Annotated in this window: 14 protein-coding genes; 4 read left to right on the top strand and 10 right to left on the bottom strand. The window is 43.6% G+C overall.

Annotated features, from left to right (window positions below; translation table 11 throughout):
• Nucleotides 1–457 precede the first annotated feature (457 nt).
• The 10 genes from argS to speE all read right to left on the bottom strand — a co-directional run bounded on the left by argS (nucleotide 458) and on the right by speE (nucleotide 14,634).
• Nucleotides 458–2,137: an arginine--tRNA ligase gene (gene argS, locus BLS49_RS23395; RefSeq protein ID WP_091236353.1), complete on the bottom strand. Its 1,680-nt coding sequence runs from the start codon at nucleotides 2,135–2,137 to the stop codon at nucleotides 458–460.
• Nucleotide 2,138: 1 nt separating this feature from the next.
• Nucleotides 2,139–2,558, bottom strand: a complete 420-nt coding sequence (locus tag BLS49_RS23390) for a YwiB family protein (RefSeq protein ID WP_091236351.1) — start codon at nucleotides 2,556–2,558, stop codon at nucleotides 2,139–2,141.
• A 187-nt stretch (nucleotides 2,559–2,745) separates the two neighbouring features.
• On the bottom strand, nucleotides 2,746–6,123 hold the full coding sequence (locus BLS49_RS23385) for a GH36-type glycosyl hydrolase domain-containing protein (RefSeq protein ID WP_091236348.1): 3,378 nt from the start codon (nucleotides 6,121–6,123) through the stop codon (nucleotides 2,746–2,748).
• A 48-nt stretch (nucleotides 6,124–6,171) separates the two neighbouring features.
• On the bottom strand, nucleotides 6,172–8,334 hold the full coding sequence (gene bglX / locus BLS49_RS23380; protein ID WP_091236346.1) for a beta-glucosidase BglX: 2,163 nt from the start codon (nucleotides 8,332–8,334) through the stop codon (nucleotides 6,172–6,174).
• Between the two features lie 124 nt (nucleotides 8,335–8,458).
• The gene (locus BLS49_RS23375) at nucleotides 8,459–9,214 is read right to left on the bottom strand and encodes an alpha/beta hydrolase (RefSeq protein ID WP_091236344.1); all 756 of its coding nucleotides are present in this window, start codon (nucleotides 9,212–9,214) and stop codon (nucleotides 8,459–8,461) included.
• A gap of 37 nt (nucleotides 9,215–9,251) precedes the next feature.
• Entirely contained in the window at nucleotides 9,252–10,265 is a 1,014-nt protein-coding gene (locus BLS49_RS23370; RefSeq protein WP_091236342.1) for a LacI family DNA-binding transcriptional regulator, read from the bottom strand.
• A gap of 39 nt (nucleotides 10,266–10,304) precedes the next feature.
• A complete protein-coding gene (locus BLS49_RS23365; protein ID WP_091236340.1) occupies nucleotides 10,305–11,123 on the bottom strand; it encodes a carbohydrate ABC transporter permease in 819 nt (272 codons plus the stop codon).
• Nucleotides 11,124–11,149: 26 nt separating this feature from the next.
• Nucleotides 11,150–12,052: a carbohydrate ABC transporter permease gene (locus tag BLS49_RS23360; protein WP_425432181.1), complete on the bottom strand. Its 903-nt coding sequence runs from the start codon at nucleotides 12,050–12,052 to the stop codon at nucleotides 11,150–11,152.
• A gap of 115 nt (nucleotides 12,053–12,167) precedes the next feature.
• A complete protein-coding gene (locus BLS49_RS23355) occupies nucleotides 12,168–13,415 on the bottom strand; it encodes a sugar ABC transporter substrate-binding protein (protein ID WP_091236336.1) in 1,248 nt (415 codons plus the stop codon).
• Between the two features lie 391 nt (nucleotides 13,416–13,806).
• Complete coding sequence (gene speE, locus BLS49_RS23350; protein WP_091236334.1) at nucleotides 13,807–14,634, bottom strand: polyamine aminopropyltransferase; 828 nt, start codon at nucleotides 14,632–14,634, stop codon at nucleotides 13,807–13,809.
• 279 nt (nucleotides 14,635–14,913) lie between these two features.
• Here speE and BLS49_RS23345 point away from each other — a divergent pair, with 279 nt between their 5' ends.
• From BLS49_RS23345 to BLS49_RS23330, 4 genes are all read left to right on the top strand, one after another.
• Nucleotides 14,914–16,920, top strand: a complete 2,007-nt coding sequence (locus BLS49_RS23345) for a transglycosylase domain-containing protein (protein WP_091236358.1) — start codon at nucleotides 14,914–14,916, stop codon at nucleotides 16,918–16,920.
• A 258-nt stretch (nucleotides 16,921–17,178) separates the two neighbouring features.
• Complete coding sequence (locus BLS49_RS23340; protein ID WP_425432180.1) at nucleotides 17,179–17,559, top strand: ArsR/SmtB family transcription factor; 381 nt, start codon at nucleotides 17,179–17,181, stop codon at nucleotides 17,557–17,559.
• Nucleotides 17,552–19,807: a heavy metal translocating P-type ATPase gene (locus BLS49_RS23335; protein WP_091236332.1), complete on the top strand. Its 2,256-nt coding sequence runs from the start codon at nucleotides 17,552–17,554 to the stop codon at nucleotides 19,805–19,807. The genes BLS49_RS23340 and BLS49_RS23335 overlap by 8 nt, the downstream gene beginning before the upstream one ends.
• Before the next feature lie 149 nt (nucleotides 19,808–19,956).
• Nucleotides 19,957–20,159, top strand: a 203-nt coding sequence (locus BLS49_RS23330; RefSeq protein WP_139173174.1) for a hypothetical protein, incomplete at its 3' end; no start/stop codon positions are given.

Raw genomic sequence — 20,159 nt, 5'->3', positions numbered from 1 at the left:
GTGTTAAAACTAGAAATAGCGGTGCAAGGAAGATGATCCCTGCACCGCTTGATCCTGCCACACATTCTAGGACCGTATCTCAAGTGTAATAATGTCATGATGCGAAATTCCTGAAATTCCTGCAAATGTGCAGGCTTTGTTTATGTAAAGCCTCTAAATGCCCTAAATTGCTGCAAATGTGCAGGCTTTCTCTAAGGATTCTCTTCAAACTAGTCTATTCTGAAACATATTCCTGCATTTTTGCAGGCTTTTGTTCATCCTTTCATGGCTACTTTAAAAAAACTGTATTTTTGCATCCTTTTCCTGATATCTTGCCTTTACACTGCTAAACAAGAAGTCCCTCAAAGTCACCTTAGATAACTTTTGGGACAGCCTCTTCCGAAACGGCTCCAGAAGTCGAAAACTCAACTGTCGGATCAAAACCGAATATGCGTTTGGTTTAATAGAGAAATCTCAACTACATCCGATCCGGTGCAGATACTCCGATCAATCTCAATACGTTAGCAATCGAAGTACGTACAGCGCCCAGCAGGACAAGACGCGCAGCCGTCTGCTCTGCATCTTCTGTAATGACACGCTCTGCTCTGTAGTAGCTGTGGAATAGAGCTGCAAGCTCGTACACATAACGAACGAGTCGATGCGGTGCATAATTTTCTGCCGCGACGTTAATTTCTTCTGGCAACTCACCCAGCTTGCGCAGCAAGTCATATTCATGTTCAGCTGTTAGTTTGCTTAAATTCGCATCTTTGGGCTCTGGGATAGCAATTCCTTGCTCCTCTGCTTGACGGAAAATACTGCAGACACGAGCATGAGCATACTGTACGTAATAGACAGGATTTTCATTGGATGTCGAAATCGCAAGGTCCATATCGAAATCAAGATGGGAATCCATGCTCCGCATCGTAAAGAAATAACGAATCGCGTCAACGCCCACTTCATCCATAAGGTCAACCATCGTAACAGCCTTACCTGTACGTTTGGACATTTTCACCTTCTCGCCATCTTGGAACAGGCTCACCATTTGGGCGATGAGTACAGTCAATTTTTCTGGATCATTACCGATCGCCTGCATCGCTGCCTTCATCCGAGGAATATACCCATGGTGATCCGCACCCCAAATGTTGATCATTTGATCATATCCGCGTGCATATTTATCACGATGATAGGCAATATCCGGCGTTAAATAAGTGTACGTACCGTCATTTTTAACGAGAACGCGATCTTTGTCATCGCCGTACTCCGTTGTACGCAGCCAAGTAGCACCGTCTTGCTCATAAATTTGACCCTTGTCGCGAAGATCCTTAAGCGAAGCTTCAACAAGTCCATTCTCATACAATGAAGTCTCACTGTACCATATATCAAAACCAACACGGAAACGTCCCAAATCACGTTTAATCTTGGCAAGCTCTTTTTCCAATCCATATTTGCGTAAAAATACAGCACGATCCTCCGGAGACAACGATAACAGGGCATCCCCCTTCTCAGCAACGAGCTCATTGGCAAAGCCTTTGATGTCCTCACCATGATAACCGTCCTCAGGCATTTCCGCATCCTGACCGAGCTCTTGCAAATAACGCGCTTCAATCGACTTGCTTAGATTAACCACCTGATTACCGGCATCATTAATGTAGTACTCTCGGGTAACGTCAAATCCTGCAAAATCAAGCACATTGCAGAGTGCGTCCCCTACGGCAGCACCACGGGCATGTCCAAGATGCAGACTTCCTGTCGGATTAGCACTAACAAATTCAACCTCTATTTTTTGTCCGTTTCCTTTAGTTGTTCGTCCGTAGTCCTCTCCTTGAACAAAAACCTGCTCAAGCACTGGATAAAGATAGCTCTTACCCAAAGTGAAGTTGATAAAACCCGGGCCAGCGATATCCGCCTTCTCAATTCCTGCCTTGCTAAAATCCAGATTCTCAATAATAGTCTCGGCAATTTGGCGAGGATTCTTCTTCGCAATCCGTGTAAGCTGCATAGCTGCATTTGTTGCAAGGTCTCCATGTGCCTTATCTTTTGGCACTTCCAGTACGATCGCAGGAATCTCTTCCCGCCCTACCAGCTCAGCAGCGACGACCGCTTCAATAAGCGCATCTTTCAAATTTTGATTCACTTGTTCCAATGGATTAAGTGTCATCTTAAACTTCCTCCTCAATAAGCATACTAATAGCAAAATGTCCTGAAAGTTCATCGTAGACATATAAATCGTATTCCCACTCTATTTGCCCAGACATCCCATCTAGGGATACATCCAGCTTTCCAGTGTCCGTAGATAGATGAAACTTTGTAAACGGAGAATGATAAAAGCCTGGCAACTTTCGTCCCGCTTGAAACGTCTGCTCCGACTCCACTTCTCCGTGACGCATAATTTTAATCTCATCGCCGGTGATCTTGAACATCGCCCGAGTGGTTCCTCCCGTCGGTCCCTTCTCCGGCTCTTCATATCTGATATATACAGAGCTACCTCGGACCATAATCTCGCCCTTGAGTTCCTGGACTGTTTTGTCCTCGCCTTGTCGGCTGGTCACTACAATTTTGGCTGTGCTCTTGCCTTGCATATCAAATCTCCATTCTATATATTACATCGTTTCTTATTGTACTACTATATCCAGTTAGTCCATACAGTTCAATACGAAGCTGATTACTCATCAAATTATACTACAATTATAAAAGCACCTGTCCAAGTCTATACGTGATTATAGACAAGGAACAGGTGCTTTGTTACCCAAAAACCTTTAAAAATAATTACATTTCAATTTCTACAACCGTATTGTTATTTCCGATTAGCTTATTGAAATCAGCTTGGCGAATCAGTAAACCACCGGTTCGATAAGGATTCTTGATACGTTCGCCCGGCACTTCAATACCATTCACTTTAATTGAACGCACAGTTCCTTCCTTAATTCGGTACACAAAAGATACAGGTACTCCATTATACCTGAATTCAAAATGAGTACCATCCAACTTGGAAGGCAGCACAGGGTCAATCACTAAATCTCCGCCACTCACACGGATTCCAAGTACGTTGGAAATGAGCTGGTTCATATAAATCCCCGGACCACTAGAATAAATACGCCAGCCTCCCTTAACCTGTGCCGATCCGTTACGAAGGTCATCAAAATGCTGTTGTGCCTCATAGCGTGTATTAAAATTGCCATCAGAGCTGCTGAAATACGTATTGCTCTGACGCAGTTCTGCGTTAGAAACCACATCCCGTATACCAATCGGGTTAATAACCGCCAGGTTATCCCAAATACTCTCACGCCGCCCGATCTTCGCCATGGCTTCTACATAGCGGATATGAGCATGGACATATTGCAATCCGATCTCTCGTCCAAAATTGGATGCCTGCTCCGCTCGCTTGAAGTGAACGCTCACACCCCCGACGTATTGTGCCGGACGATTCATCAAACGTACCCCATCAGGAAACAATAGTTTATCCTGGATAAGTTTATAGTGGGATTTCATCTGTTCCGGAGTGAGCATTTCGCTGATCATGCTTCGCGTCATTGGAAGCAAACGATACTGAATGCCGGTCTCTCCATCCTCTGGATGTAGCATCAGCTTAGGATGATCCGGATCCTCAAAGTATAAGAAACCAGGTATAACCTCCGTACCCAGCATATACCTATTAAAATCGTGCTTAATGCCAGTAGCTATCTCTCTCAGCTCGGAGGACCACGCTGAATCAAACTCCTGTAGAACCCTGGATAAATTATTTATTGTCTGATACGTTAAAGCGACTGTCCAACTGCTGACCATATACTTTTTCAGCTGCGCATTGGCCGGCTGTAGCGTATCATCCCAGTCTCCATCACCATAAGCAGAAAGGAAAGAGCCATGAAGAAAGTGCTCTCTTATATAATGTAATTCCTTGAGCGCATGGTCACGCACCGATGCTATCTCTTCGGTAAATTCGAAGCCATTCTTGCTCGTATAAGGTACCTGCTCATCCAAAATGGAAAAATCACGAGTTACAGTCAAATAATCACCCAGCACCTTAAGTGGCCAAACAATGATGTCCCCATGACTTTCTTCCTGCTGGATTTTCGTATATTTATCGAACATGAACCATTGAGGCCAATTGCCGTCTTCTTTGTATTGATGAGAAAAAACCTCAAGCAAAATATCTCTGACTTGCTCATATTTATGAGTAGACATGAAATACTCAATCGGCCCTTGACATACGTCTCGCGTACCCCAAGCTGCTCCACCATACTGTTCAAGACCGTGCGGCACCGAGTAATGAACGAGCATATTGTGAGTATACCACCACGCAAGTGCGTTTACTTTGAACAAATCCCCTTCGGTCTCTCCGTCCTTCGTCAGCTTGAACCCATTCATCACATTATTATAAAAATCTCTGTAACGTTCGACCTGAGAATCTACTGAACATTCCACAAAAGGCAGATCAGAACCGTAAAGAAGACCTTGGTGTGTCAAAGTCCATTCTGAACTGGAGTCCAACTCAAATATGACTAAAGGAGGCCCGTCATTAACCATATCTTCAGCTAATACAGATTCATCAAGCAAATGATATACGGTTCCATTAAAGCTCATACGGTAGGCCAACTGAGGATAAACTAACGAACTGATACATGAAGCATCAGCCCTAAACGTAATCACACCGGTCTCTTCATTTTTTTCCATATGATATGGAAGCTCATATTCAGAAACATTCATAGTAATCTGATTTGTTATTAGAAAACGATAAGATATACCTTCTATTGAACGGACGTGTAAATGAATCTCAGGAGTATCAACCGTCGAATAGTTGGTAATGACCAGCGTGTCTGAATTCAATTTATAGTACCACCGGACATAGTTGAAGCCAATTTCAAACAAAGAAGGCATCGTGAGCAGTCGATATTGCCCATCTATCTCCACATAAATTCGCTGACCAGAAGTTTTAGGAACATTTAGTGCGTTACGTGCATTAGACATACCTTTGTTCAAATTCGTATTGCCTACTACAAGCTGAGAATTGAATATTCCGTACATATATGAAGTAGTCGTGATTACCTCGGCACCAAGACGTACATTGTCCCCACTCATCAGAATATGTCCATGTGGTCGTTCTACTCGCAATTCCTTTTCTTTCAAAACTACATGCTCATAACTGTCTGTGAAAAATGCAAGCAATTGGTCGTCTTCCCATTCCTCTTGAAAACGCTCTGGAAACCACAGATCAAGCTCCTGCTGAGTTACGGAGAGAGATTGCAACGGTTCTCCAAATTTAGAAGGGATTGATATAGCTTTGTTCCAGCTAGCTTCTGATAGATCCGCCGAACCCAGCATCTCCGCTTCATTCCAAGCCTGCTTAATCACATCTTCGTACTCCAGCTCTTTTATTGCTAAAGGATGATCGCCTTTGAACAAACCATAAAATACAAAACGCTCTTTTCCTTCAAGCTGTATTTTTTCCGTTTGCAATGCTGTATAGGCAAATTCATATTGATATATCTCGTTAGCCAATTTCTCCTGATACAGTGCTTGAGGACGATTGTTCTCCTTATAGGACAGACCAAAAAATTGAAAACCGTCTGTCGAATAACCTACCGTTTTACTCAATGAACCCTGTTGGAGGTATGGAAAACATCCTCCCTGAGGTTGATTTTGCCGTGAACAAACAACGAATCCTTTATTGGAGTCATTGAATACAGTGTGGTCGATATATTGTGATAAATATGCTTCATTGGAGCGAACAACTGCAGTATCGGCAATACCAACATCCTGACCGTAGATGATATCAACTGTTGCATCATGTCCGCACAGCTCAATATCCCAGAACCATACACCAAGCTCAGTTAGCTTAAATTCAACTTTATATTGGAATGTACGATTAAGCTGAGATTCTACAATTTGCCCTTTCCATACTAAACGATCACCTAAATGGCAAAAATGACTGGCAGACTTAATACCTAATAGTGGATAGACTTGGATACCATTCTCTGTATGGAGGCGCAAATATAGATTACCAAGTGATCCATCAAATGGATGACTCCATAATTGATTAATCATGGTCGATCCGCCGATAGCTTGATATAAATCACCATAGTGATGAAAAATAAACGTTAGTCCACCTTTTGTAATTGATAGCTTCGAATCCTTTACTGTTGTCATACTCTTCACTCCTTAATACCGTGTGTACATTCAGATCTATTTACAAGTTTATTTTTTTAATCGGAAAGCTGCATTCATGGTGTCCCGACTGTTTGGTCCAACAAACAGCTCAAATCGACCAGAATCGCTAGTAAAGGAAAAATCACTGTGGTAGTAACGTAGATGTTCCTCAGTAATTTCAAATGTTATCTCTCTGCTCTGACCCGGAGCCAGTTCAACCTTTCGGAATGCTTTTAGCTCCTTCATTGGCCGAACAACCTCTCCAGATACATCTCGAATGTATAGTTGAACCGTTTCAACCCCTGAAAGCTTGCCTTCATTAGTAATTTTCACTTTGATTTGCAGTGAGTCTGTCTCATTGATCTCATTCGATGATAATACAAGATCTTTATAAGTAAATGAAGTGTAGCTAAGGCCGTAACCAAAAGGTAGTAGCGGAGCATTCGGAATATCCAGATAGTGTGTTACGTACTTCTCTGTCGTATCCTCCGAAGGCTTTGGCCGTCCAGTGTTAAAATGATTATAGTACACCGGAATTTGTCCTACTGCATATGGAAACGACATACTTAGTCTGCCCGATGGATTTGCTGCACCATATAACAACTCCGCTACTGCTACGCCACCTTCACTACCAGGGAACCATGCTTCCAGCACCGCATTAGCTTCTTCGTAGACTCCGTGCAAATCGAGCGGACGACCGTTAAAAAGAACAACTACCATCGGTTTGTCAAGCTGCTTCATGAACTGAACCAACTGAAGCTGTGCCTCTGGCAGCTTGATATTACTCCGACTACTCGCTTCCCCGCTCATTTCCGATGATTCACCTAATGCCAGAACAAGGATATCTGCTTTAAGAGCAACCTTGATCGCTTCATGAATCTGCGGCTCCGTAATCTTATCTATACTACAACCTTCCGCAATAATAATATTAGAAGGACTTATCACTTTCATCGATTCAGCTAGATTCTTGGTCAGCTCCGTGGATCCGTTCCATGACCAGTTTCCAAGAATATCTCCGCTTAGAGCGAATGGTCCAATGACCGCAACCTTCTGATTTTTATTGAGCGGAAGCACATCATTGTTTTTGAGAAGCACGCAGGACTTTAGAGCAAGCTCTTTTGCGACTTTTCGATGCTCTTCACAATATATGATCTCGCGTTCTGCTACCACATCTGCTCCACGCAATGGCTCCTCAAATAAACCCAGTTTTTCTTTTAGCTGCAACACTCGCATTACAGCTTCATCAATGAGGGCCTCATCAACAATTCCATCCGCCACCAGCTGTGCTAGATAATGCACATAAGATGAGGTCATCATATCGATGTCAACGCCAGCGATGATTGCTTTAAGAGCGGCTTCACGCTCGTCTTCAGCTACCCCATGGGGAATCATTTCCTTTATAGCCGCCCAATCAGAAATAGTTACCCCTTCAAAGCCCCATTCACCTCGTAATAAATCTCTCATCAGTCTACGATTGCCAGATGCCGGTATACCATCAATGGTATTAAAAGAAGTCATTATAAGCTCTGCCCCTTCATCGAGCGCTGCTTTATAAGCTGGTAAATAATATTCTCGAAGCTGGCGTTCCGACAAATCAACCGTATTATAGTCACGCCCGCCTTCCGCTAAGCCATACGCTGCAAAATGTTTAACACAGGAGGCAACACGTTCTTTATCGTTCTTTAAGTCACTGCCTTGAAATCCTCGTACCATGGCCCTTGCGAATAAGGAGTTCAAGTATGGGTCTTCACCTGTCGATTCCATGACTCGTCCCCATCGAGGGTCACGCACCAGATCGGCCATTGGCGCAAAAGTAACATGAATGCCAGAGACAGCCGCTTCCCTAGCTGCTATTTCTGCACTGCGTTCAGCCAGCTTAATGTCCCATGAGCAGCCCATAGCCAGCGGAATCGGAAAGATCGTCTTATATCCATGTACAATGTCAGCCATAAACAATAGAGGAATTCCGTGCTTGTTATTCTTCATATGAGACTGCTGAACAGAAATCACCTTCTCCGCACCAGATACACCTAATACGGAGCCAACATTATGCACCGTTTCAACAGTTATGCCCAGCGACTCCATAGGACCGGTAATCTGCCCCTCGTCTCCAACTTCGTCGTAGAAGGGAGCTGCCAATTGCAGGAGCTGAGCAATTTTTTCGTCCAACGTCATTTGTTCCAAATAATGTTCTAAGCGTTGCCGTGACATCAGTATCACTCCCAATAATTATCGAATCGTTTTCATTATAAAACCATTAAATTAATTGATTTTATTTTAAATGATAACCTAGAAATATTGAAACGTTTCGAAAAATAAACGTAAAGATCCAATTTTATATAGGAAGCCAATCCATTACCCTGCTTATTTTTCGATCCCAGTAGCCCCATTCATGCGTCCCAGGCTCTTCCTCGTACGTAACTTGCAAACCTATTTCTTCAGCATGCTTGAGAAAATTTTGGTTCCCCTGGTATAGAAAATCCTCTGTTCCACAGCATTGAAACAGCTTAGGCTGGTTACCCGATGCCGCCACCCTGCATGCAAGCGCAAACAGATCATCATCGCTTCCCTTTAATTCCTGTATGCTACCGAAAATCCGTCCTTCCTCTCCATTTCGAAACACTTCCGGTTGGCTAAGACGATGAACCATATCCAGACTGCCGGAAAGGCTCGCCGCTGCCGCAAAACGATCAGGATTGCGAAGAGCCAGCTTAAAAGCACCATATCCTCCCATGGACAGACCGGCTACAAACGTATCCTCCCGGCGATTAGAAATCGGAAATACAGATTGCAGAACGGATGGAAGTTCACTAGATAAATAAGTGAAGTAATCCGCGCCCTGCTTCATGTCCATATAGTAGCTGCGATCCACTCTTGGCATAACAAGAGCAATTCCCTTTTCCTCCGCATATCGCTCAACGGAAGACTGCCGGGTCCACTGTGAATGATCACCGCCAAGGCCATGAAGCAGATACATCACGGGTAGCTTGCCATCCTGTAAACGACATTTGGAATCCAGCGGAATAACAACATTAACATCCGTCGACATTTCAAGTGTTTCTGAATATAAAGCCATCTGAATAAAAGCCATTTCTGCTCATCCTCCCAGATCAATGCCAATCAACTGTTTATATCAGGCTTTTGCTGACTTCTTCTACAGATTTAACCGATTTACGTTCGACGAGTTCGACCTTCAATTTATATGAATCATTGACCTCTTGGTCATTCAGCATTTGAAATAGCAGATGCCCCGCTAGTGAACCAGACTCATGCATCGGCTGGCGGATAGTTGTCAGCGGAGGATTGATATACTCAGCCAACTGAATATCGTCAAAACCAATGACCGAAATATCATCTGGCACAGAATAGCTCTCTTCTTCTATCGCCTTAATACCACCAATAGCCATTTCATCGTTCCCATAAAAAATAGCCGAAGGCAGCTCACCCTGCATCATCATCATTTTAGTCACTTTATAACCGCCGTCACGAACAAAATTACCACTAAGCCTCCATTTTGCCTTCTCTTCAAGCCCTGCTTCGTGCATCGCCCGTAAATAACCTTGATACCGCAGCATATTATCATAAGAATTAGCAGGTCCGCTTACAAAGGCAATGGATTGATGCCCATGATCAATAAGATGGCGGGTTGCCTTATATCCTCCTAATTCTCCATCCACTACAATGCTAATTAGCCCTTCACCTGTCGTCACACGATCCATGGCAACGATAGGAAAATTAGAGCTGGCAGTTTGCAACAATACTTCATCCGTAATATTATGGGCAAGCACAATAGCGCCGTCTACTCTCTTTTCACGCAAAAACTTAACTGCTGTAGACTCTTTACCTCCCATCGAACTGCATGCTACCAGATCATAACCATTAGACAGAGCAACATCTTGAACACTACGTATTAATTCGGAATAATAAGGCCCCGACAAGTCCGTAAGGATAAGTGCAATTGTATTGGTGCGGCTCCGTTTTAAATCCATAGCAAAGCCATTTTTACGATAATTCAGTTGCTTTGCCGCCTCCAACACCTTTTCCTTCGTCTTAGCGGTAACTCTTCTATCACCACTTAACGCGTACGAAGCAGTTGAAATTGCGACTCCGGCCAATTTTGCCACATCTTTAATCGTAGCCATTCCAATCCTCCCTAACTTACTCAAAAATTATACTATTACTTATTTCATCCCTGAAATCGTATATCCTTCTATAATATGCTTTTGAAAGAAAGAAAAGATAACAATAATTGGTACAATCATTATTGCTGCACCGGCCATTTGCAGACCAAAGGCGGTTGCATATTCTCCCTTTAGAAGTGACAATCCTACTGATAACGTATACAGCTTTTGATCATTTGCAATGATTAACGGCCACAGGAAGCTGTTCCATGCCCCAATGAACGTTAAGATACCTTGAACCGCAAATACAGGTTTTACAACAGGTACAATCAGTTGCAGAAAAATTCTGAATTCCCCTGCTCCGTCAAGTCGTGCCGCTTCCAGCAAATCGGTTGGAATCGTCGACATAAATTGACGGAACAAAAATATGCCAAATGCACCTACAAGACCTGGCAGTACCATTCCTGCCATGGTGTTAACTAACCCAAGCTTATTGATGATCAAATAGGTTGGAATCATGGTTACCTGACTTGGAATCATCATCGTAGCCAAAATTACAACAAAAAATTTATTCTTACCCGGAAAATCGAATTTAGCAAAAGCGTAACCGGCAATTGCATTAAGAAACAATCCAATAAAGGAACACAAAACAATAATGATTGTATTTTTTAGATAGATCAAAAAATCCATCTTTGAAAATAAATCCACGTAATTACTCATTGTTGGATTGTTCGGTATAATCGTTGGCGGTATGATCGTAAACTCACTTTCTGGCTTAAAAGACGAGCCCAGCATCCAGATGAAAGGAATCATCATGAGGATGCCGCCGACAATCAAAAGAGTTATCATAAACCCTTTTTCTATTTTTTTCAATGTCATGCTTGCACTCCCTCCTTAATCCCTTCCTAATATTCGACTTCCTTCTTTTTCATAACAAATTGAACAATCGTAACCAAAATAATAATTATGAACAATATAAATGAACCTGATGCGGCATATCCAAAATTGCTAAGTTTAAAACCGTTATTGTAAATAAACAGCGCCATGGACATCGTTGCATTTAACGGTCCACCCTTTGTCATGACAAGAGGCTCTTCAAAAAATTGAATCCAGCCAATCAAGGTTGTAATCGTTACAAAAAAGGTTGCAAAGCTTAACAATGGAACAGTAATGTGTACAAGTTTCTTCCACCCAGTCGCCCCATCAATTTCGGCCGCTTCATAGTATGAACGTGGAATGCCTTGCAGCGCCGCCAGAAAAATAATCATATTGAGGCCCAATGCCTTCCAAACTGCCATTGCAATTAACGATAACTTAGCAAGCATTGGGTCTTGCAGCCATTGTTGAGCAGGAAGACCAAACCAAGAGAGAACATAATTGAACAATCCATATCTGCTGTTGTATAAATAACCCCATACAACAGCAACAGCCACAATATTCGTAATCGAAGGCATGTAGTAAACAACACGAAATGTCGTAAACAGCCTACTTGTACCGTAATTCAGCAAAAGGGCCACGGCCATAGAAAAAATAACTACTAGCGGTACACCAATAACGACGTAGATACTAGTGTTAAAAATAGATTTCAAAAATAGAGGATCCTTAAATAACTCGAAATAATTTGATAGTCCGGCACTATTAATGTTTGAAAAGTCCGCGAGCCCCACCAAATCCATGTCCGTGAAGCTGATCACTAATGCAATAAATATCGGAATGATCGAAAACATTGTGAGTAGCAACACAGCAGGAGCAATGAACATATAGGGATATTTATACTTATCCCATTCCTTCACAAGCTGCCTCATCATGCTTCACCCCTTCAAAATAATTCCATTTCCTTCCATGCGAAGATTAAAAAACGGATAGCCGGGATCCTCTCTTTCTAGAATCCCGGCACCACCTCGCGGACGGATTGGATAAAAACTATTTATTCCCCAAAATTTCCTTCGCTTTTTCATTCAGTTTGTCTAGTTCGGCTTGAGTATCTGCACCACCAAGAGTAATTTGTTCAAAAGCTGCTACAGAAGCTTGAGAAATTTCCTCCCATTCTTTAATCATAGGAGTCGGGATTGCATTGATTAACTGTTCACCGAAAGCTTTAATGATTGGATCAGAGAAGCGTTCATCTGCCCAAGCAGATTTTAGAGCGGGCAACGAATTAGATGTCTCATAAAATTTAAGTTGCACCTCTTCACTAGTTAGGAATGAAATAAACTTAGCAGCTTCATCTGGATTTTTGCTGTATTGGAAAATAGACAGATCCGATCCACCCATAATGGATTTGCTGTTTTTGTTCGAGGGCAATGTTTTGACCGTCCATTTCCCTGCAATTTCTGGAGCCTTATCCATTACTCCTTGAACCATCCATGGACCACTTATGAACATTGGAAGCGTACCATCTTTAAATGCTGCGAATGTATCAAGATCAGTACCAACTGGAACCAATTTTTCATCATAAAAGCTCTTCAGAAAATTAACAGATTCAACGTACTCCGGTTGGTTAAATTCCGGTTGACGGTTCGCGTCTATAATATCACTACCGCTTTGCCAGGCGAACATAGACAAATAGTTTTGATCTTTCGCATCAATCGGCATTGCATAGTGGTCTGCTCCACCTTTAGCAACAAGCTTTTGGGACGCATCCTTCAGTTCTTCCCATGTTTTAGGACCTTCGGGATAACCAACATCCGCCAACAAATCGGTGCGGTAGAACAATGCACGTGTCTCTACATACCAAGGAATACCTACTGTTTTCCCATCATATTGCGTAGTTTGAATGGCACCATCAAAAAAATTCTCAGATTTCAATTCAGGATATTGTGTAATGTAGGAAGACATATCAAGCAATGCTCCTGCTGCTGCAAATTCAGGAATCCATGTTGTGCCCATTTGAACAACATCTGGACCGTTTTTGGAAGCAACGGCGGTCAACAGCTTGTCATGTGCGGTATCCCAAGGAATGGCCTGTACCTCAACCTTTATACCCGGGTTTTTCTCCTCATACATTTGTGCTATAGGTTTTACAGAGTCTGCTTCACCCATAAACCAAACTTTTAAAGTTTTGTTTGCTCCGGAAGCTTCGTTAGTACCTGCGTTAGAGCTACCGCAACCTGCTACAATAACGGAGACAGCAATTAAGGTAACTAATGTAAGTAACCAATTTTTCTTCACGTTAACCTCACCTCTTCTTTAGTATGTCGAAACAGGGATCAAAAAATTAAACGCAAAAATCGAAACGTTTCGAAATTATTTCAAAAAAAATCTCAACTCATTTCACATCGATAATAACGCTAAATCTTTCGAATTCCCTCTTTTTAATTCGTTTATTCCATGGTTTACCGCTTTCATTTCAAAATCGAGAAATAATTATTCAAATAACTTTAATTATCGATATTATTAGAAAGCGCTTTAATCGAAACGTTTCGTTTGAGGTAATTATAAACGCTTACTTCCACGAATTCAAGTAGAAAATACATAGTTTAAAAAAGAAACGGCCTCCTCTTTTTAGAAGGCCGCGCAACATTGCCAAATAAGATTGGTCCCGTTTAACAATCGCTTTCCATTATTTGATCAGATCTTCTACGAACTTCGGCAATACAAAGGCTGCTTTATGAAGGCGTGGAGTATAATACTTCGTATTGATTTCAGGAATCTTAGTCTCGTCCACTTCAAGCGGATCATAAGTTTTGCTTCCCATAGTAAAAGTCCACAGACCACTTGGATAGGTTGGAATATTAGCACCATATACACGGACGATCGGGAAAATCTCTTTTACATCCTTGTTCACTTTTTGAATCAGGTCGGCTTTGAACCAAGGATTGTCCGTTTGTGCTACAAAAATACCGTCGTCCTTAAGTGCTTCATATATCCCTTGGTAGAAGCCGCGTTCAAATAGTGGAGCTGCCGGACCTACTGGTTCAGTCGAATCTACCATGATAACATCGTATTTATTTTTACTTTGAATAATGTGCATATATCCATCATTGACCTGAACCTCAACCCGTGGGTTGTCCAACTCGCAAGCGATCTCAGGCAAATATTTCCTGGAATATTCAATTACCTTGCCATCAATATCAACCAGTACTGCTTTCTCTACGCCAGGGTGCTTCACCACTTCACGGATCACACCACCGTCTCCGCCTCCTACTACAAGCACATGCTTAGGATTAGGATGCGTAAAAAGCGCAGGGTGGGCCACCATCTCATGATAAACAAATTCGTCCTTAACCGTAGTCATTACCATGCCGTCAAGTACGAGCATTCGCCCAAACTCCTCGGTATCAAGCATCGACAGATCTTGAAAATCCGTTTTCTCCGCAATCAGAGTTTCACGAATTTTGGCTGTAATACCAAAGACCGGTGTTTGCTTCTCAGTAAACCACAATTCCATCGTAGCCAACCTTCTTTCCGCCAGAATAGTGTTTAGCCGTTTCTCTTCCTAATATTGTACCAAACAAATCTGATTATATTAAAAAGCGATGAAAATGCAACTATTTACGGTACTTCCTCATGTTCTATGAATGATCTGACCCAAAGTTTCCCATACTTAATTCTATAATATTTGGTCATTTCGCCCTCTAATTAACAGTTGCTAGGAAGGAGACGCAGGGCCGTGCATAGACTCGTACGTAGCAGTGGGGCCCGTAAACCGAAGCGCCGCTGGAAATGGATGCTTAAAACAATAGTGTATACAGGACTGCTGGGCCTGTGCGCACTTGGTATATCATTAATGTATCTCTACCAGTCGGATTTGCCGCTGGCAGATTCCGACCGCAACTCCCAGCTGCTTGACCGGAATGGCAAAATCGTCGCTGCCTTCTCAGATGGAACGCGGAATCAGGAGCGCGTACCGCTATCAGACATATCGCCTTGGCTTATTCAAGCTACACTCGCTATCGAAGACAGGCAATTTTATAAACATGTCGGATTTGATATCAAAGGGATGGCCCGGGCTGCCCTTATTAATATTAAGGAAATGAACAAAGTACAAGGGGCCAGCACATTAACTCAGCAACTCGCTCGAAATTTATATTTGTCACACGAACGCACATGGTCCCGCAAACTGAAAGAAGCCATGTATACCGCCCAGCTTGAGATGAAATATGACAAGGACAAAATTCTTCAAATGTACCTTAATGAAATTTACTACGGTCATGGTGCCTATGGAGTCGAAGCGGCATCTCAGATGTATTTTGGCAAACATGCCAAGGATTTAAGTCTGGCAGAGAGCGCTATGTTAGCAGGAGTCCCAAAAGGACCCACCTACTACTCCCCATATAATCATATGAAGAATGCTAAGGATCGGCAGAAGACCATACTCTCCTCTATGGTTGTAACAGAGCAAATTACTCAGGCCCAGGCAGATCAGGCATATGGGGAAATGCTGTCTTTCCGTTCCCAGCAGCAAAGGACGACGCTGAGCAAAGCTCCCTATTTCCGCGACTACGTACGCAGCGTTGTCATTAATGAGCTCGGTATTGATGAAAACATGCTGGAGCATGGAGGGCTCAACATTTACACGACACTGGATATGGACGCACAGCAAGCTGCAGAGGACGCGGTAAAATCGGAATTAAACGGTTCGCCAGATTTGGAAGCAGCCCTTGTATCTATCGATCCCCGCAGTGGTGAAATCAAGGCGCTTGTAGGCGGAGCTAACTATGTCCAGAGCCAGTATAATCATGTTTTTGCAACGACTCGTCAGCCGGGCTCCAGCTTTAAGCCAATTATGTATTTATCTGCTTTGGCTTCAGGTGAGCTAACCAGTGCAAGTAAATTCAGCAGCGAGCCCACCCTGTTCCATTATGATAACAACCGAAAAACATACAGCCCGAAAAACTTCGGAGATAAGTATTTAGGCGAAATCGACATGAGACAGGCCATTGCCGCTTCAGATAACATTTATGCCGTCAATACCATTCTGAAAATTGGCTCTGATCAAGTCATCGAGTTGGCTCGAAAAATGGGGATCACTAGCCCACTTAAGGCAGTCCCGTCACTGGCTCTCGGAACCTCGCCGGTAAGTCCGTTCGAAATGGCTTCAGCCTTTGCTGTAATCGGAAATCAAGGCCGGAGCGTTAAGCCTCTTGCCATACTAAAGATCACGGATGAAAATGGGCACATCCTTTATGAGGCTGCTCCTCCTAAATCAGAAAAAGTGGTAGAGCCCTCTGCTGCCTACGTGCTTACTCATTTAATGGAAAGTGTGTTTGAGACTGGCGGTACGGGTAACAGAGTCTCAGCTGAAATAAAAAGACCAGTAGCTGGCAAAACAGGAACAACGAGCTCGGATGCGTGGCTTGTCGGGTTTACTCCAGAGCTATCTACCGCCGTCTGGGTCGGGTACGACAAGGGCAAGACGCTTGGCACAGCAGAATCACGCAAGGCTGCACCAATCTTTGCTAAATATACAGAGAAAGCCTTGGAAAAGATTCCACCTAAGATTTTTCCTATTCCAGACCATGTCGTCAGCGTCTATATCGATCCATCAAGCGGCAAGCTAGCAACTGCTGATTGTCCTGATAAAAAGCTGGAAGTTTTCGTTCAAGGAACAGAGCCTACCGAGTATTGTTCGGAGCATGGTGAAGGGGAACCTCCTCCTGAGCCATTGCCTGTGAAGGAGAAAGCTGAAAGCCGTTCATGGTGGAGTGACCTGAAGCGCTGGTGGATGGATTAAGTTCGTGCTTTGATTATCCGATTCATCAACATCGTCGAAAATTGAATTAAAAGCTGAGACTCTTAGCCAGGTCCCTATGTGATGGAACCCATAAGTCTCAGCTTTTTGCTTTTGTTGCGTATAGAGAAATGGGGCGTTTTACAGGAAACATTCAAATATCCATTTGAATATAGTAAATTATTACCTTATAATGAACATAACAATCAAATGCTCATTTGAATATTAAACGACCATTTACTCATAAAGAGGAGGAAGCTTGTGACAACGAACATAGAACATAGCAAAGAAACCTACGAGCACATTTGCGGAGATCCAGTCAGAACGAAAAAATTACGCGAGGTCATGATCGAGGACGAAATCCTCGGTATGGCACAAATATTCAAGGCTCTATCCGATCCCAACCGTATGAAAATCGCTTACCTGCTGCAGCATGAGGAGCTATGTGTGTGCGATATCGCCGCCATACTGGATTGCTCTGTCGCCACTGCTTCCCACCATCTTCGCCATCTGAAGCAAATGAATATTACGTCCTCTCGAAAAGAGGGTAAAAATGTAATCTATTTTCTAAAAGACCATCATATTAAGACCTTAATCACTATGACGTTGGAGCACCAAAAGGAGAGGAACGAGCATGAATAAATCAGACTCAAATTCCAGATCGGAATTTCGTGTACAAGGTTTGTCCTGCCCTAACTGTACTCGTGAAATGCAGGGGGAAATCCAAAAGCTTGAGCACGGTCAGGACGCTTCGCTTCATTACAATAGCGGTCGACTGTACGTTTCGCCTAAGGTGAATCTGGAGCAGGTGCAAAAAATTTTAAAAGGCGACGGCGCCTCACTTATTCTGCCTGATCCAGCCACTTCAGCCGAACATGATCATTCGCACCACCAGCATGACCATGATCACGCACATTCCCACGAACACGAAAGTAAGCATGAGGAAGGTCATTCACATGATCATAGTCATAGTCATGGCGAAGGCGAGGGCAAAATGGGACTGTGGCTGCTCGGCCTCGCAGCTGTACTCTATGCAGCCACTTTTATACTAGGTAGTGCAGCTCCAAAAAGCGTACTTGTTCTAATGTACATTGCTGCTATTGCGATCAGTGGTTATTCGACATTTTTACGAGGACTTCGGAATTTAACCCGTCTTAAGTTTAATATGGATACGTTGATGACTGTAGCGTTAACCGGGGCCGTCCTGATTGGTGAATGGAAAGAGGCTACTCTGGTTGCTATTTTGTTCGGTCTTAACGAGCTGCTTGAAGGTTATGGTATGAATCGTGCCCGTAAATCGATGGAAGCTCTATTGGATGCTGCACCTAAACAAGCGGTGCTTATTCAGGGCAATACGGAAAAAATCGTCCCGATTTCTCAACTCGCAGCAGGCGATGTCGTACTTGTCCGCACGGGAGAAAAAATTCCGTCTGACGGGACAGTACTTGAAGGGCACAGCGCTGTAACTGAGGCTGTTATTACCGGCGAACCTATTCCAGTTCCTAAACAACCTGGGTCGACCGTATTTGGCGGCAGCGTAAACGCCGAGGGTTTATTAAAAATCACGATTGATAAAGCTTATGAGGACTCATCATTAGCCAAAATCATGCATTTGGTTCAAGAAGCACAGGATACTAAAACACCCACAGAGCTATTCATTGATAAATTTGCAAAGTACTATACGCCTGCTATTATGATTTTTGCCGCACTCGTCACACTTATTCCTCCATTACTGCTTGGCGAATCCTGGATGAAATGGTTGTACGAAGGTCTGGCGATACTCATTGTCGGCTGTCCTTGCTCTCTGGTGCTGTCCTCACCGATCGCTCTCGTTAGCGGCATGACTCGATGTGCTAGAAATGGTGTACTTGTAAAAGGCGGGGTACATTTAGAGCAGCTTGGAAAAATCGACGCTGTTGCTTTTGATAAGACAGGAACATTAACGTTGGGGCGGCCTTCCGTCATATCCGAAATTATATATGATCATGAACGTTTCTACAGCATTTCTGCAGCTATGGAGTCGGGTTCCCTGCATCCCCTTGCGGAAGCTATAGTAAGACATACCGAAGATAAAGGGATATCGAGGGCTTCTCTCCCTGCACCATCCGAGCTTACAACCATACCCGGCATTGGCCTGTCGGCTGAGATTGAGGGTTTCCGTTATTGGGTAGGCAGTAAGGAGGTATTAACTCAAATCCCTTTATTAGAAGAAACACGTTCTGGTTCTTCCCATTTGCAGGTCATGCAAGACCTCAACCGTCTTAAAGAAGAGGGGCTCACTGTTGTTTTGGCTGCTGATAACCATAGTGTGCTAGGTATGTTTGGTCTGGCTGACGAACTGCGCCCAGAAAGCCCGCATGTTATCGCTGATCTGCATCGCAGCGGGATCGCTCATACTGTCATGCTTACAGGCGACCATGCCGGCTCTGCCAAAGCTATCGCTGCCCGAGCTGGCGTCACGGATTGGTCAGCAGGACTTCTGCCAGAGCAAAAGGTCGAGAAAATTCGCGAGCTTTCCGCTAACTGGAAGGTAGCCATGGTCGGAGACGGTATCAACGATGCTCCCGCCCTCGCAGCCTCTAGTCTGGGCATCGCCATGGGAAAGGGGACCGACAGTGCAGTAGAAACAGCCGACATCGTCCTCATGCAGGATCACCTTGGCAAGCTGCCGGGCGCTATTAAAGTGGCCAGACAGGCCAGCCGTATCATCTCCTGGAATATCGGCATTTCTCTTGGCCTGAAGCTGATCGCCCTGCTGCTGACAATTCCGGGCTGGCTGACGCTGTGGATCGCTGTTTTATCCGATATGGGAGCAACGATCATCGTTACATTGCTTGGACTGACCGTGCTGCTCGGCAAGGACACCTCTTCATATTCTTCAACAAAATAAATAAACAAAAAGGGGCGGTTCAGAAAGTCAGTGAAAACTGACTACTGGAAGCCCCGTTTTTGTTGAAAGTTAAAAATAGGCACAAAAAAACCGTCTTTTCCTGTAAAATGAAAGTTACCACACCCACACTTTACAAAAGGACGGTTTTTATGCGTAATCTAACGACCACTACAGAACAGTATACCATGCAGACGACACTTCCTCTAGGGAATTTGGAAGAAAAGGCGGTTTCCAAGCGATCTCTTACCCCTACCTTCAAAGCCTACGACAACAAGCAGATCCATATGATTTTGGATTTGGAAATGTTCATTCCCGATCATCATGTGGCACGTGTCATTGATGAGATGATCGA

The organism is Fontibacillus panacisegetis (assembly GCF_900102215.1).
Classification (GTDB): domain Bacteria; phylum Bacillota; class Bacilli; order Paenibacillales; family Paenibacillaceae; genus Fontibacillus; species Fontibacillus panacisegetis.
This window is presented reverse-complemented; position numbering and strand designations above follow the sequence as displayed.